Genomic DNA, 14,438 nt, shown 5'->3' with positions numbered 1-14,438 from the left:
CCTAATGGGAGGCTTATTTTTTTATTTCATTTCAATGAGAATGGCTAACGTGATTCAGGTTTATGGTTGATTAAAAGACTTGTCTCTTATGTGGAAGTTCATTATGATGAGAGGGAAGACATTCTGGGTCCAGCGGACCACAGATTAAAGTACAAATTCATTTTAAACTGTCTTGGAGGTTGTTCCATTTATGAATCAGTCTACATTTCGAATTGGTATCATTGGCATTGATTCCTCGCATGCACCTACATTTACACAAATGTTAAACGATAAGGATCATCCTTTTCATGTTGCTGGCGGCAAGGTCACCATTGCTTATCCTGGTGGTTCTCCGGATTTCGAGATGAGCTATTCCCGGATTGAAGGTTTTACTGCTCAGCTACGCGAACGAGGAGTGGCAATTGTGGACTCACCGGAAGAAGTGGCAGCGAATTGCGATGGCATTCTGATGACATCGGTGGATGGTCGAATTCACTTGGAGCAGTTCCGCCGTGTTGCGTCCTATCGCCGTCCTATTTTTATCGATAAACCAATGACCGTATCTTCTGCTGAAGCTAGTGAAATCTTCAAGATCGCGCAAGAGAATAACATTCCTATTATGAGTTGCTCCTCGTTAAGATACGCTGAGGAATTGACGATAGCTCTAGAAGCATCAGATACTAGTAGTAACATTATCGGGATGGACTGCTACGGTCCTTTGGCATTACAAGCGACACAGCCTGGACTGTTTTGGTATGGTGTGCATACGGTTGAAATGCTTTTTAGAGCACTTGGCAAGGGCTGCTTGCATGTGACTGCGGCTACTACAGAAGATCATGATCTGATAACTGGCGTATGGGATAATGGCGTTATTGGTACTATTCGCGGCAATCGAAAGGGCAACGGGCAATTTGGTGCACTTCTACATCGGGAATCACATACGCAATTTGTCGATGTAAACAAACATCCCAAGCCTTATTATGCGAGTCTCTTGGAGAAAATTATGACGATGTTTGCGAGTGCAACTCCGGATATTGATGAGGAAGAAACATTACAAATCATTCGCTTTATGGAAGCGGCTAATGAGAGTCGGGAAACAGGACTTACCGTGAACTTATAGACGTGATCGCTTAGAAGCCCAAGGAGAGGATTACAACGATGGAAAAAGCAGAATTAAAGGTAGCTGTCCTGGGAGCGGGGGCTATTGCTGGTCAACATTTTGATGCAATTCGTCGTACAGACGGGTTTGTAGCTTGTGCTGTTGCGGATATTCAACTGGAGAGAGCCCAAGCTATTGCTGAAACCTACGGTATTACGGACTATCGTGATTATCAAGAGCTTATTCGGCAAGAACGACCGGACGTCGTGGTCATTGCGTTGCCACATTTTCTACATAGAGAAACAGCTATATTCGCTGCAGAGCATGGGTGTCATTTGATGCTGGAGAAGCCAATGGCCTTGAATGTTGCTGAATGTGATGATATTATGGAAGCCGCTAACAAAGCGGATATACGCATCTTAATTGGGCATACACAGCATTATATAGCAGAGAATATTCATGCGAAGCGGATCATTGAAAGTGGCGAGCTAGGTGAGATTGTCATGATCAATGATGTCAGGCATTTGAATTACTTCCAAGACACAAGGCCGCAGTGGTTTCTGGAAAAAGATAAATCAGGCGGTGGCATACTTGCCAATCTAGGCACGCACTCTATAGATAAGATTCAATGGTTGATGGACAGTTCAGTCCGTAAAGTGAGCGCTGCAGTGAGCCATCATGGCAAACGAGGAAATGTAGAGGGAAGCGGCATCATCTATATGGAGCTAGCTTCAGGGCTGCCCGCATCAATTGCTCAGTCCGGTTATCCAGGGGCTACTCGGAATGAAACAGAGATCATTGGTACGTTAGGAATGCTGAAGCTGGTTACTGGCGTAAGTTTATGGATCAGTCGTGGCGGTGCCTATGAACAGGTCGATGTGCCACCGATGGATACGCCATTCGAGCTGCAGTATAAGGATCTTTTGAGCGCGATTGAGGCGAAAAGTGAAACGAGTTGTCCCCCCGAATATGCGCGAGGCGTCATAGCCGCTCTTGAGGCTGTTTACCGAGCTGCCGAGACGGGCGTGGAACAATTTCTATAGGCACACATGGAGAAATAGCTGGAAACTTCCAGCTATTTTTTGTCTTTCCGGCATAGAATGGGAAACAACTCCACTTTTGAAATTGATGGATTTCCTGTAGCTAATTTCGCGTAAAACAGCAGAGTGTGTGCAATAGATGTATTTCCTCCAGTTAATTTCTCCCATCAGATCTAGTATGAATCAAAACAGCTGAATTAGCGTCACATTTTACAGTTAATTGGGAAATAGGTAGGGAAACGGCAGATTTAACTGTACATTTTCATGTTAATGCTAATTGTGCGAGGACGCTGATGTTGCTACAAGGAAGAATGCCATTTCGGAAAATAAGCAGGGATTTGTTGCCATGTATGGAATAGTAAAAGATGTTCCTGAAAGGAGACTTACCATGGTAGAATGTCCTTGGTGTCATGAACACGTACAGTTGGTTGAGGATGTTTGTCCTGCTTGCAAGCAGGAGGTGCTCACGAACCATTTGAATCCAAATGGAGAAGAAAATGATGTAGAAGAGCTAACCGAATATGAAGAGATCGACGAGCTGAGTCTGGAAGAGCGAATCTCTCACCACTACAAGTGCTGCAAATGTAATCATAGGGAATGTCACATAAAAGAAATCGCGATGACGGGAACAGGCTTAAGTAAAATATTCGATATTCAGCATCATCATTTCTTAGCTGTCTCCTGTTTGCACTGTGGATACGTAGAAATGTATGATTCGAATGTGTTACATAGTAAGAAAGCGGGCTCATTAGGCACAATACTAGATGTATTATTTGGAGGTTGAAAGAGAATGACGGTGATTGGACTCATCAGACACGGATTAACGGATTGGAATACAGAACGGCGCATACAGGGACAAACAGATGTTCCGCTCAATGAACTTGGTCAGAAACAAGCCGAATTATTATCTCAGCGAATGAAGGATGAACATTGGGATTACATCTATGCGAGTGATTTGGGTCGAGCTAGAGAAACAGCGGCATGTATTGGAAATGTGAAGCAAATGGAAGTGAATACGGATCAGCGATTAAGAGAAATGTATTGCGGTCAGATCGAAGGAACAACGCTTGAGGAACGTGTGGCAAAATGGGGAGAAGACTGGTCCCAATTGGATTTAGGGGTCGAAACGCATCAACAAATTGCGGCTCGCGGTGTGAGTTTCATCCAAGAAGTGATCGAGCGACATCCGAATCAGAAGGTTTTGATCGTCAGTCACGGCGCTTTGCTTAGTCTGACTCTCATGGATTTGATCCCACATGAAGACATTGAGGAACATTTACATAACACGTCCGTGACGAAAATTCGTCACACGGAGAGCCGTTGGGAATGCTTACAATACAATTGTATTGTGCATTTAGATGGGTTGGAGTAAGTTTTCTACCTGACTAATTCTTGAGGATGGACAAGCTTTCGGTAATTGCACAGTACTTCAACAGAGGGGCAGCAATCGGAAAGGAGATTCCTATGATACTTTACCAAACAGATTTGTTAACGATTCGAGAACTTGAACACAGAGATAAGAACCTGCTTGTTTCCTGGCTGAATGACCCCTTGGTATTAACCTACTATGAAGGTCGCGATCGCCCTCACGATGGGGATTTGGTGGATGCCCACTTTTATACGGAGGAAGATTCAGCTGTCAGATGCCTTATCGAATTTGAGGATCGGCCGATCGGCTATATTCAATTTTATGAGATAGAGGAAGAAGAACGTCTCGCTTATGGCTATTCGGAATCTACGGATAAAATCTATGGCACGGATCAATTCATTGGTGAAACGGCCTATTGGGATCAAGGGATTGGGAAACGGTTAGTAACGTCGATGGTGGATTATTTGATGAATGTCCTTAAAGCAGATCGCGTTGTCATGGACCCGCAGCAGTGGAATCTTCGAGCGATTAGATGCTATGAACGATGTGGATTTACTAAAGTGAAGGAATTGCCTGCACGGGAGATGCACGAGGGAGAGCTGCGAGATTGCTGGTTGATGGAGTACTCACGAATTTCAAAGATTCGGGAAGAAGAAAGAAAATATCATGATGCGTGTTATGAGAACTATAAGTTATTTGAAGAAGGCTCATGGTTGTCAAAACCCGTGAAAACGGTTATGGATGCTTTATCCTATTTTGACGCTTATGAATATGTAGCTGTTTTGGATTTAGGTAGTGGAGTTGGCCGAAATAGTATTCCTATAGCAGAAGCGTTGAAACACAAAGGGGGTAAAGTGGTCTGTGTGGACCTTCTGCCATCCGCGCTTACGAAATTGTTAGCCTACAGTGAACAATTTGGTGTTCGTGGTCAAATCGAAACGCATCTCTCCGACATTGGAGAATATGAAATTGCACCGGATACTTTTGATTATATCGTCGCCGTATCTTCACTGGAGCATGTTGACTCTGAGCAATCCTTCGAACGAGTTCTAGATCAAATAGTTATGGGCACGAAAATTAATGGGGTTAATTGTTTGATTGTAAATTCGAATCTACAAGAAATTGATACGTTAACTGGGGAGGAATTAACACCCCTTATCGAACTAAATCTCACGACAGAACACTTACATGAGATGTTGAACAAACAATATGTAGGTTGGGACATTGTATTCACGACATTAAAGAAGTTGACATTTAACATAGAGCGCAATGGCAAACAGATCCTACTGAAGACAGATTGTCTTACTTATGTAGTAAGAAAAAATACGCTTAGTGAATCTTAATTTGAACTCAATATTCCATGTATGTGGTAGTGCGTTGCGGTTACACTACAAAGTGGAAGGGAGCTTCATTCATGGAATTGGAAACCGTCTATCTGACATATAAACAACTTTTATTCTCAGTTGCGTACCGCATGTTAGGATCTGTATCCGATGCAGAGGATATGCTGCAAGACATGTTTATCACACTGCAGAAGACTGACACTGGGCATGTAACGAATTTGAAATCGTATTTAGTTAAAATGGTGACGAATCGGTGCTTGAATTATTTGAAATCAGCTAGTAAGCAAAGAGAAACCTACATAGGAACATGGCTTCCTGAGCCGCAAGTGACGTCATCCCGCGAAGATCCGATAGGAAGTCTCATCCAAGATGAAACGATTTCATATGCGTTTTTAGTATTGCTGCAAGAGCTGTCCGCGGTAGAGCGTGCGATCTTCGTACTGAGAGAAGTACTCGGTTACGATTATGAAGAGGTTTCAGATATGCTTCAGAAAACGGAAGCGAATTGCCGCAAAATTTATAGCCGCGCCAAGAGTAAAATCAATGAGATTTCTGACGAAGAAGATGAGCGCTCATTAGGTGAAACAGAGCCTCTGGTGAAGGAGTTTCTTCACGCAGTAGGCACGGGGAATTTCCATGATTTCGTTCAACTGCTTATGGAAGATGCTGTGATGGTATCCGATGGAGGCGGGAAGGCAAGCGCTGCCGTTCATCCGATCTTCGGGAAAGAGCGCATCGCTGCATTCTTCGAAGGTGTTCAAACCAAAGGGGCACTGGAGGGAGACTGGTTGACTGTAACGTTCAATGGACAATCCGGCTTGATTCTTGTTAAGGATGAATCTCCATTGATGATTATCCTGTTTGAGCTTGCTGCGGGTCGGCAACATTCAAACCATCTCTATGTCATCCGAAATCCCGATAAATTAAATCAAATTTATGCTGACCTGTAGTGCCACAAAAAGTGTTCGATGCAATAAAGATCGAAGCAGAGTCATGAGAGGGGGATTCCCTATTCATGGCTTTTTTGCTACTTGAAAAGGTGAGGAGGATGTTTTAGAATTGAGTTGTGCCCGAGCACGGGACTGTAAGTTAGGCAAAGGGAAATCGTATTAAGCCATGGTGGCTTTATTTTTTGGATATTTTCGTGCTCGGGCACGAAACGGGAAATCCGAATCACTTCTAACCCAAAAGGAGGCGTTCATGTGGCCATTGTTGTTCAGAAAAGAGATTACAGTATTACCGGCCAAGAAAGCATTCGAGCGCAAGAACGAGGTTTAGCTAGTGCGGAGTGGTATGCTAGCCCCATTCCTCGCGCAAAAATGAAAGAATTAATGAAACGCAAGGATGGACCTGCGATTCGGGACACCATCATCTGGTTTGGTGTATTACTGATATTCGGCTATCTAGCGTATTTATCATGGGGGACTTGGTGGGCTGTTCCGGCTTTTTTCATCTATGGCGTGCTCTATGCATCTCCAGGTGACTCGAGATGGCATGAGTGCGGGCATGGTACTGCTTTTAAAACGCCCTGGATGAACGATGTGGTATATCAGATCGCTTCATTCTTCGTATTGCGTTCGGCTACACCTTGGCGTTGGAGCCACGCACGGCATCATACCGACACCATTATTGTCGGCAGGGACCCTGAAATTTTGACGGAGAGACCACCGATTTGGAAGATCATCTTAATGCAAATATTTCATTTATATGGCGGCCAGATTGAGATCAAGCGATTTGTCCTACACACGATTGGAAGGTTGGAAACACAGGAAAAAGATTATATTCCAGCTTCCGAGTTTCCGAAAGTATTTCGCGAAGCGCGCATCTACATGCTGATCATCCTTGCTGTTGCGGCGGCATGTTTATACACGGGTAGCCTGCTTCCCGCCATGTTTATCTTTCTGCCATCTTTCTATGGCAATCTGTTTGTACTCCTTTTTGGCATGACACAGCATCTTGGACTTTATGAAGATGTCCTGGACCACCGGTTGAATACACGTACGATTCATATGAATCCGATCTTTCGATTTCTGTACTGGAACATGAACTATCATACCGAACATCATATGTATCCCATGGTGCCGTACCATGCGTTGCCTAGACTGCATCAAGAGATGTCGGCTGACTGCCCAACCCCACGCACGAGCTTATGGGCGGCATTGAAAGAGGTCGTTACAGCACTGCGGTTACAAAAAAATGACCCATCTTATGTGGTCGTAAAGCCGTTACCCGTAACAGCACAACCTTATTATTTTGGCGTTAGTCGTGAAGAAGAAAAATCAGCATTAAGGAGACAACAAATATGATGGACGAATGGATTGAGGTATGTGCAACCGATGAATTAGAAGATGAGGATGTCATTCGATTTGACCACGGCGAAGCAACATTCGCTATTTATCGGAACGCACAGGGGCAATTTTTCGCTTCAGACGGGTATTGTACACATGAGAAAATTCATCTATCCAAGGGACTTGTGATGGGGAACCTCATAGAATGTCCGAAGCATAACGGCCGATTCGATATCACCACAGGAGAGGCGAAGCGAGTACCTGTGTGTATCAAGCTCAAAACCTATGCGACGAAGGTTGAAGCAGGCAGGGTGTTTATTCAATTGGTATAACGGGGGCGAGAAAACATAAGGTGCGAATGCCGCGGACTTGATATCGAGCTTCATTTCTATCATACTTGTTACGTGCCTTGCACCATCCCTTGTGAATGGAGAACCCTATGAGCGTTACAATTAGAGAGATTGCCCAGCAAGCTGGTGTTTCCAGAGGTACCGTTGACCGAGTGCTGAATGGAAGATCTGGCGTAAAGCCTGAAATTAGAGAACGTATTCTTGCGATTGCAGATGAGCTTCAGTATGTGCCCAATGTGGCTGCGAAGGCACTTGCTTACAATAGAAAACCGATTCAAATAGGTATCGTGATGCCTCCGAAAGAAATTTCGTTCTTTGATGACATTCGCAAAGGGATTCATGCTGCAGAAGATGAGCTGAAGGGGCTAGGTATTTGTTTAGAGTATGTGTATATCAATAATCAGCTGCCAGATGAGGGTGCGAGAGCCATTCAGACGCTGATTGCAAATGGTGCAAGCGGCATACTATTCTCAGCTATTGATGATGAAGTTAACCGAGCAAGCATAGATAAGGCGATTGAACAAGGCATTCCAGTGGTTACGTTTAATTCTGACGTCGAGAACTCGAAGCGGAGCTGTTTTGTGGGTCAGGATCTGGGGAAAAGCGGTGAAATCGCGGCAGGATTGATGACCCGTATGTTCACAGGCAAAGCCAAGGTGCTAGTTGTCGTGGCCAATATGAAATTCCATGCGCATCGCATGCGAGTTCAGTATTTTAAAGAGAAATTAATCCAGAGTGAGATCGAGATTGTTGATGTCATTGAAGGATATGATCGCTACGAAGATACATTTCGCAAGCTGAATGAGTCACTGCAGAGGTATCCTGATTTGGATGGCATTTATATGGCAACAGGTGATGCAGGGGCATGTATCGATGCGGTGAAATTGGCAGGGAAGGGTGGTCAGCTCCGCATCGTATGCAATGATTTGATGCCTGAAGTTGAGCAAGGACTGCGAGAGGGTGTTATTGATTTTACCATTATGCAAAATCCGATCCAGCAAGGCTATCGCTCCCTGCGAATATTGTACGATCTCATCTTCACTGGGAAGAAGCCTGACCATGAATTTCAGTATACCGATACGAGTATTATGATCGCGGAAAGTCTCTAACTAGATCTGAGGGGGTTCTGAGCACCTCAGCATCATTTGCACGGTGAAATTATCCACGGCAGCATGGGTGGAGTTGCTGTAGTGATGAAAAACATCACTACATGTGCAAAAAAACCAACCCCAGCCTGATTTCAGCGCCATTAGTGATGAAAAACATCACTAAAGCAGCAAAAGAACCAGCCTAAGCTTGATTTCATGGCTTATTGTGATGAAAAACATCACTACAGATGCAGTTAAGTTGAAGCCGCCTCTATAGAGGCGGCTTTTTGCCTTCATTTTCGATCAAATGGTCATGTTCGCCTTCCTCCATGATATTCCGAGTTGAGTTACGGAACTCACGAAGCGTATCTCCGAATGCACGGCCGAGCTGCGGTAGCTTGGAAGGTCCGAAGACAATTAAAGCGATAGCCAGAATTAAGATTAATCCTGATACTCCAATATTGTTGAACATTGCGATCATCCTCTTTCTTTGTCTTTTCTTTTACTGTTCTTTTACTGTTCTCTTCTCTTAATCTTCAATCAGGTTCAATTTCGCAACACGTTGCATAGCTCGCCATTGCCAGCCGGCAACCAATACGCTGATTTCAAACAGGAGAATTAACGGTACAGTGACCGATAAGTGTGAAATCATATCAGGCGGCGAGATACATGAGCCGGTGATGGTGAGGGCGATATAGGCATATTTCCTGGACATTTTCAGAATCTGAGGCGTTAAGAGCCCTATTTTCGTCAAAAACAGGAGAACCACAGGCAGCTCAAATGCGATGGCCATCGGAATGACAATTTGAAACAGGAAAGCAAAATATCGATCAATCCCATACGTCTCCACAGCGCCAATGGATTGATTCATTCGGATCATAAAGCGCATCATCATCGGGAAAACGACCCAATAACTGAACGAAACCCCGATGATGAATAACGCAAAAGCGACGGGGATGTAGGGAAGTGCGCTCCTGGATTCGCTTTCGGTAAGACCTGGCTTCACGAACACCCATGCTTGGTAGAGAACAACGGGAACCGTAAATAAAGCGGCGAACAGAAACGCGCATTTCATATAAATCATCAGCCCATCCGTGAACGAAAACACATTCCACTTGATTTCTCCGATCAATGGCTGTGATTTCAAGTACAGAAGGATATCAGACGAGAGGTACAAGCCCACACATAGGGTAACGATGAACCAGGCGAACACGATGAGCAATCGCTTGCGAACCTCTGTCAAATGTAAGATCCAATCTTCTTGCTCCATGTCATTCCTCCTTTATCATGAAACGTGTGGGCTGCCAGCACTAAACGACACTTCCACCTTGTTTCAAATATTTGGAAATACCATCCACAGCGCGGTAAGCTAAAGCGCCAACTGTACCTGTTGGATTGTAGCCACTGTTGTGAGCGAATGCGGAAGCGCCTACGACGAACACATTCTCGGCATCCCACATTTGCAAATACGAGTTAACCGCAGAGGTGGAGGGGTCTGACCCCATAATTACGCCGCCTGTATTGTGGGTCGATTGATACGGAACAATGTTGTATGCTGCTAACGTATCCGATGACCCAATGGTCGTTGGGTTCATTTCCTTCATAATTTCTGCCGATTTACCAGCAACGAATTTGATCATTTGCCGATCCTGCTCTTCAAAATCGAAGGTGATCCGAGGCAGTGGCAGACCATAAGCATCCTTATAAGTCGGATCCAAATCCACATAATGATGTTTCCATGGCATGCTGCTGCCCTGTGGGGAGACAGACAATACACTGTTGGCGTATTTCAGCGACTTCTGTTTAAAATCTTTCCCCCAGGCCGGTGTACCTTTGGGAACGGAGTTAGTCGCAATCGGACGTTGGCCGGTTTGCGAAATCCGAATGCCAGCGCCATGGATGAAATTCAGATTCGTATGGTCGAAATTATCCCCATTGAAATCAGGAATCTCCATGCCGAGGGAACCAGCTCCGGCGTACAAGTTGAACTGCTTTTCATCGAAAAAGCCTGTCGCACCCCCGCCGTTCGTTTGGTAGCAGTAATTTTTACCGATAACTCCCTTTCCTGAGGCAGGATCGTAGGGTTTACCCAATTTGGAAGTGAGCAGAAGCTTAATGTTGTTAAATACATAGCTGGCCATGATGACGACATCCGCGGGCTGCTCGAATTGCTCTCCCGTAACAGTATTCACATAAACAACGCCGCTCGCTTTTTTACCATCATTGAGGACCTGAGTCACATTGGAGTAAGAGCGTAACTCGAAATTGCCGGATTTTTGTGCAATAGGGAGCGAGGTCACGATCACATCCGCTTTGGCCCCATACTCACAACCAAACCGTTCGCAATAACCGCAATATTGACAGGCTGCACGGGTAATGCCATCAGGGTTCGTATATTGCTCCGACAAGTTAGCCGAAGGCATCATATAGGGATGGTAGCCGAGTTTTTTGGTCGCATCTTCGAACAATTTCAAGATCGGCGTTTTCACCATCGGTTTGGTCGGGAACGGAGCGGAACGCTTGCCTACAAGTGGATTCTGCTCAGCATCACCAGAAATACCAGCCAATTTCTCGAATTTATCAAAATAGGGCTCTAACGTATCATACGTGATGCCCCAATCCTGGATCGTCATGCCTTCAGGGATTTTCTGCTTCCCGTAACGTTCAACCGTTTTACTGTAAATCTCGAAATCGTATGGGAGAAAACGATACGTTTGTCCATTCCAGTGGACACTTGCACCGCCGAGACCTTCCCCGAGCAAGAAGGAGCCATACTCCCGCATCGGCACAGCGGCCATTTTCTCCGTATTGCGGAAAGTGACGGTTTCTTTGGACAAATCCTGCATGAGATCATAACGAGAAGCGTAACGAAGCTCATCATGCACCATATAATAATCTGCTGTACTGCGCGGCTTTCCGCGTTCTAGGCCAACAACTTTAACACCTTGTTTCGTTAATTCCGCTGCGATAATTCCCCCGACCCATCCCATTCCAACAATGACAACGGGGACTTTCGGCATTTTAGTAGCCATCAACATATTCCTTCCTTCGTGAGATTTGTACCTTAATGAACGAAATGATCGTGCAAGCTCCGAGGTTCCATGACGACGAATTGATCCTTATCAATCATGTTACTATAGGTCATTTGGTTGCCTGGGTACTTACGCATTTTCCAGCCAGCCATATTCTTATTCCCGCCATATAAGGGATCCGAGTAGACACCTTCCATCACGAGTACGCGAAATAGGTTGAAAAAGGTTTTACCTGTAATCCCATTCACGACGCTGATTTCACCTTTTTCCATGGAGGTCAGAATCGCATCTTGTTCTTCAGGTTTAATTTCTACGAAGCCTTTTGCATATTTGGTTTTGGCTGTTTCTTCAAGGCTATTTAGCCCCATTGTAATGAGTTCATGGCGTTGAATGCTGAGGTAATCCCCCTGTGTGACTTCACCTTTCACAAACGGTCCCATCCGATAGGTGCGGGCATTCACACCCCAAGGACTGGCTAGCTGATGGTCAATAAAAAAAGCAACGCCTAGTTCTGCAGCTCCAGGTCCGCTGTCGTCCTTAGGAAAGATGCGCTCTGCTGCGGCTTCTGTAATTTGCAGTTGGGTTTGATTGAAGAACATTGGCGCTTGATTGTAATCTGCCGTGACTTGTGGTTTCGGACTTACGGAAGGCGAAGGAGAAGTCTGGGTAGTATCTTTCTTAAACCCTCCAGATACTGCGCTTCCAATGACGCCACCAACCACGACGCCACCAATGGCAGTTCCGGTGTACTTGAGAAAACGGCGACGTGAGTGATCAGGCGTATGATTGTTCGTGTTTTTGTCAGCCAACTTGTCATACCTCCATGGAATTTTATGTACTTCTGGGTAGTTATGGATATGTTGATCTGTAAGTGTATTTCCTATGCATGAGTTGCATGAAAATATGGAAACGGGGGAAATGTAGTGGTAGGTTTCCGATTTCTATCCATGGTTTTGAACCTATGAATGTGAGGAGAAGCATACTCATGAACAGAAAGATCGTAGTCCTCACCCTTTTGCTTGCTGGAGCGTTATCGGCTTGCGGAAAAAGTAATACAACACCTAGCCCAAGTGCAGGAACAACAACCGCGCCAACAGCATCAGCAAGTACAGGAACAACGACTAAAGCTGATGCGCAGACTGTATTTAAGGCCAATTGTGTCAGCTGTCATGGCGCCAATTTGGAGGGTTTAGTCGGACCGAGTCTCCAGAAGGTTGGTGGAAAGTACTCGAAGGAACAACTCACCGCGATCATCGCGAATGGGAAGGGTGCAATGCCTGCTTTTAAAGGAAAGCTATCCGATGATGAAATCAGTTCGTTATCTACATGGCTTGCAGACAAAAAATAGTCAGCAATGAAACCCGCCCTTCGCTGTAAAACGGCTAGGCGGGATTTTTTTCGTGTTTAGAGAGTCATTCATTTCATTTAAATAAAGGCATAGGATAAATAAGTAATAGGAAAAATACCCGTTAAAGGTGCTTCCTTTTCAATAAGCAATAGGGAGATGAACCAGATGAAGGGCAAAGATCGGTGGAATGATCTCTTTGAGTTTGCTATGTATGTACTGGCAGTTGGTTGCTTTGTTTACTTTCTTGTAAAAGGAAACGGGGCGAAAATGTTCCAAGCGGTGCTCATTGTGGCTGTGCTTCAACTCATTCGACTTATCGTCAAATGGACGAAGACGACCATGTTTACATCGCTGCGTTTCTGTGTGCTGTTGTTTATTTTTGTCACGATGTTCCTTGCGAATGAATTCGGATATTACGGCGTCATCCCTTATCTAGATAAAATCGAGCATCTCTTCTCGGGCGTGATCCTCTGTTTCATCGGTTTATTGATATATAGCAAAGCATCGAATCATCAAGAGGGGGCTGAACCACCTTCACCGCATGTCGCGGTGTGGCTGTGCTTGTTCTTTTCCATCGCGATGGCGGGAGTTTGGGAGATATATGAGTTCGCGACAGACCATCTCTTCGGGCTTGATTCACAGAATGGCAGCTTGCTCGATACGATGACAGACATCATTTGTGGAACAATAGGAGCGATTTTGACGGCTTGTTATTTGGCCTTGAAAGCTAGGAATCGGTCACTTCCTTTGGTTGATATAAAATAATTCTGGCAGAACTTACCTTGTCATTTCACTTCGTTTGTGGCACTATTAGCACTATTGAATGGAGGAATTGACAGCATGGAAGAGTTGCCTAACTGCCCGAAATGCCAATCTGCGTATACGTATGAAGATGGAAATTTACTGGTGTGCCCGGAGTGTGCGCATGAGTGGTCGTCATCAGTCAGCGAAGATGAGAATGGCGATGATCAGAAAGTGGTCAAAGACGCGAACGGTAATGTATTGAAAGATGGGGATTCCGTTACGGTCATCAAAGATTTGAAAGTCAAAGGGACTTCATCCGTTATCAAAATGGGTACAAAAGTGAAAAACATTCGCTTAGTCGAAGGCGATCATGATATTGATTGTAAAATCGATGATTTCGGCGCTATGAAGTTAAAGTCTGAGTTTGTTAAAAAGATGTAAGAGGGGGATCCGTACGACGTGCGGGTCTTTTTTCTTTGAATAAGGGATAGTTTAGCATCGTGTGACTCATCTTAAATAGAGCAGGAATGATAAGGGTGATCGACAGAGGAGGGGATCCGTTGCAACTATTTCATCTTAGTTACATTCTCTTGTTTAGCGCTGTGCTCGCGGCTGGAACGATCGGAGTCGCTTGGTTTGTATTTCATAAGCGGAAAAGGAAAGCTCGTTAAAACTTTAAAAGTTGAATGCTGCCCGTTGGAGCTTAAGAAGCTCTAGCGGGCTTTTTATTTTTTGGATTGATTGTTCCATACCAGGCA

Annotated in this window: 16 protein-coding genes and 1 pseudogene; 13 read left to right on the top strand and 4 right to left on the bottom strand. The window is 44.8% G+C overall.

Annotation, left to right across the window (positions count from 1 at the left end; genetic code table 11):
- Positions 1–190: 190 nt before the first annotated feature.
- The 10 genes and pseudogenes from GC096_RS12810 (at position 191) to GC096_RS12770 (ending at position 8,577) form a co-directional block, all read left to right on the top strand.
- Positions 191–1,099 (top strand): Gfo/Idh/MocA family protein, encoded by a 909-nt coding sequence (locus GC096_RS12810; RefSeq protein WP_171630613.1) that lies wholly within the window; start codon positions 191–193, stop codon positions 1,097–1,099.
- A gap of 38 nt (positions 1,100–1,137) precedes the next feature.
- Complete coding sequence (locus GC096_RS12805; RefSeq protein ID WP_171630612.1) at positions 1,138–2,121, top strand: Gfo/Idh/MocA family protein; 984 nt, start codon at positions 1,138–1,140, stop codon at positions 2,119–2,121.
- A 385-nt stretch (positions 2,122–2,506) separates the two neighbouring features.
- On the top strand, positions 2,507–2,902 hold the full coding sequence (locus GC096_RS12800; protein WP_171630611.1) for a zinc ribbon domain-containing protein: 396 nt from the start codon (positions 2,507–2,509) through the stop codon (positions 2,900–2,902).
- A 6-nt stretch (positions 2,903–2,908) separates the two neighbouring features.
- The gene (locus GC096_RS12795; RefSeq protein ID WP_171630610.1) at positions 2,909–3,490 is read left to right on the top strand and encodes a histidine phosphatase family protein; all 582 of its coding nucleotides are present in this window, start codon (positions 2,909–2,911) and stop codon (positions 3,488–3,490) included.
- Positions 3,491–3,516: 26 nt separating this feature from the next.
- Positions 3,517–4,047: pseudogene (locus tag GC096_RS38445) on the top strand (GNAT family N-acetyltransferase); the annotation flags it as partial.
- Between the two features lie 57 nt (positions 4,048–4,104).
- Positions 4,105–4,830: a class I SAM-dependent methyltransferase gene (locus GC096_RS12790; RefSeq protein WP_171630964.1), complete on the top strand. Its 726-nt coding sequence runs from the start codon at positions 4,105–4,107 to the stop codon at positions 4,828–4,830.
- Between the two features lie 71 nt (positions 4,831–4,901).
- Entirely contained in the window at positions 4,902–5,780 is an 879-nt protein-coding gene (sigJ, locus tag GC096_RS12785) for an RNA polymerase sigma factor SigJ (RefSeq protein WP_171630609.1), read from the top strand.
- Between the two features lie 252 nt (positions 5,781–6,032).
- Complete coding sequence (locus tag GC096_RS12780; protein WP_312886259.1) at positions 6,033–7,136, top strand: fatty acid desaturase family protein; 1,104 nt, start codon at positions 6,033–6,035, stop codon at positions 7,134–7,136.
- Positions 7,133–7,450 carry a MocE family 2Fe-2S type ferredoxin gene (locus GC096_RS12775; RefSeq protein ID WP_216626107.1) on the top strand — a complete coding sequence of 106 codons (318 nt, stop codon included), beginning with the start codon at positions 7,133–7,135 and terminating at the stop codon, positions 7,448–7,450. The genes GC096_RS12780 and GC096_RS12775 overlap by 4 nt, the downstream gene beginning before the upstream one ends.
- 107 nt (positions 7,451–7,557) lie before the next feature.
- On the top strand, positions 7,558–8,577 hold the full coding sequence (locus tag GC096_RS12770; RefSeq protein WP_171630608.1) for a LacI family DNA-binding transcriptional regulator: 1,020 nt from the start codon (positions 7,558–7,560) through the stop codon (positions 8,575–8,577).
- A gap of 250 nt (positions 8,578–8,827) precedes the next feature.
- On the opposite strand, the gene tatA is transcribed toward GC096_RS12770, so the two are convergent.
- Genes tatA through GC096_RS12750 form a run of 4 tightly spaced genes read right to left on the bottom strand, consistent with a single transcriptional unit; the run spans position 8,828 to position 12,397 of the window.
- A complete protein-coding gene (gene tatA / locus GC096_RS12765; protein WP_171630607.1) occupies positions 8,828–9,028 on the bottom strand; it encodes a twin-arginine translocase TatA/TatE family subunit in 201 nt (66 codons plus the stop codon).
- A gap of 57 nt (positions 9,029–9,085) precedes the next feature.
- Entirely contained in the window at positions 9,086–9,826 is a 741-nt protein-coding gene (gene tatC / locus GC096_RS12760) for a twin-arginine translocase subunit TatC (RefSeq protein WP_171630606.1), read from the bottom strand.
- Positions 9,827–9,866: 40 nt separating this feature from the next.
- A complete protein-coding gene (locus GC096_RS12755; RefSeq protein WP_171630605.1) occupies positions 9,867–11,588 on the bottom strand; it encodes a GMC family oxidoreductase in 1,722 nt (573 codons plus the stop codon).
- A gap of 32 nt (positions 11,589–11,620) precedes the next feature.
- Positions 11,621–12,397 (bottom strand): gluconate 2-dehydrogenase subunit 3 family protein, encoded by a 777-nt coding sequence (locus GC096_RS12750; protein ID WP_171630604.1) that lies wholly within the window; start codon positions 12,395–12,397, stop codon positions 11,621–11,623.
- A gap of 176 nt (positions 12,398–12,573) precedes the next feature.
- Here GC096_RS12750 and GC096_RS12745 point away from each other — a divergent pair, with 176 nt between their 5' ends.
- From GC096_RS12745 to GC096_RS12735, 3 genes are all read left to right on the top strand, one after another.
- Entirely contained in the window at positions 12,574–12,936 is a 363-nt protein-coding gene (locus GC096_RS12745) for a c-type cytochrome (RefSeq protein WP_171630603.1), read from the top strand.
- 165 nt (positions 12,937–13,101) lie between these two features.
- On the top strand, positions 13,102–13,701 hold the full coding sequence (locus GC096_RS12740; RefSeq protein WP_171630602.1) for a DUF2238 domain-containing protein: 600 nt from the start codon (positions 13,102–13,104) through the stop codon (positions 13,699–13,701).
- A 75-nt stretch (positions 13,702–13,776) separates the two neighbouring features.
- The gene (locus GC096_RS12735) at positions 13,777–14,121 is read left to right on the top strand and encodes a zinc ribbon domain-containing protein YjdM (RefSeq protein ID WP_171630601.1); all 345 of its coding nucleotides are present in this window, start codon (positions 13,777–13,779) and stop codon (positions 14,119–14,121) included.
- Positions 14,122–14,438: the final 317 nt, after the last annotated feature.

The organism is Paenibacillus plantarum, assembly GCF_013141695.1.
GTDB lineage: Bacteria > Bacillota > Bacilli > Paenibacillales > NBRC-103111 > Paenibacillus_E > Paenibacillus_E plantarum.
The sequence above is the reverse complement of the archived record's forward strand: the minus strand, read 5'-3'. Positions and strand labels throughout refer to the sequence as shown.

What these genes read in the sequence shown, in the direction of transcription:
- GC096_RS12810 (WP_171630613.1), top strand. Translation starts at nt 191, where the DNA reads ATGAATCAGTCTACATTTCGAATTGGTATCATTGGCATTGATTCCTCG.
- GC096_RS12805 (WP_171630612.1), top strand. Translation starts at nt 1,138, where the DNA reads ATGGAAAAAGCAGAATTAAAGGTAGCTGTCCTGGGAGCGGGGGCTATT.
- GC096_RS12800 (WP_171630611.1), top strand. Translation starts at nt 2,507, where the DNA reads ATGGTAGAATGTCCTTGGTGTCATGAACACGTACAGTTGGTTGAGGAT.
- GC096_RS12795 (WP_171630610.1), top strand. Translation starts at nt 2,909, where the DNA reads ATGACGGTGATTGGACTCATCAGACACGGATTAACGGATTGGAATACA.
- GC096_RS12790 (WP_171630964.1), top strand. Translation starts at nt 4,105, where the DNA reads ATGGAGTACTCACGAATTTCAAAGATTCGGGAAGAAGAAAGAAAATAT.
- sigJ (WP_171630609.1), top strand. Translation starts at nt 4,902, where the DNA reads ATGGAATTGGAAACCGTCTATCTGACATATAAACAACTTTTATTCTCA.
- GC096_RS12775 (WP_216626107.1), top strand. Translation starts at nt 7,133, where the DNA reads ATGATGGACGAATGGATTGAGGTATGTGCAACCGATGAATTAGAAGAT.
- GC096_RS12770 (WP_171630608.1), top strand. Translation starts at nt 7,558, where the DNA reads ATGAGCGTTACAATTAGAGAGATTGCCCAGCAAGCTGGTGTTTCCAGA.
- tatA (WP_171630607.1), bottom strand. Translation starts at nt 9,028, where the DNA reads ATGTTCAACAATATTGGAGTATCAGGATTAATCTTAATTCTGGCTATC.
- tatC (WP_171630606.1), bottom strand. Translation starts at nt 9,826, where the DNA reads ATGGAGCAAGAAGATTGGATCTTACATTTGACAGAGGTTCGCAAGCGA.
- GC096_RS12755 (WP_171630605.1), bottom strand. Translation starts at nt 11,588, where the DNA reads ATGGCTACTAAAATGCCGAAAGTCCCCGTTGTCATTGTTGGAATGGGA.
- GC096_RS12745 (WP_171630603.1), top strand. Translation starts at nt 12,574, where the DNA reads ATGAACAGAAAGATCGTAGTCCTCACCCTTTTGCTTGCTGGAGCGTTA.
- GC096_RS12740 (WP_171630602.1), top strand. Translation starts at nt 13,102, where the DNA reads ATGAAGGGCAAAGATCGGTGGAATGATCTCTTTGAGTTTGCTATGTAT.
- GC096_RS12735 (WP_171630601.1), top strand. Translation starts at nt 13,777, where the DNA reads ATGGAAGAGTTGCCTAACTGCCCGAAATGCCAATCTGCGTATACGTAT.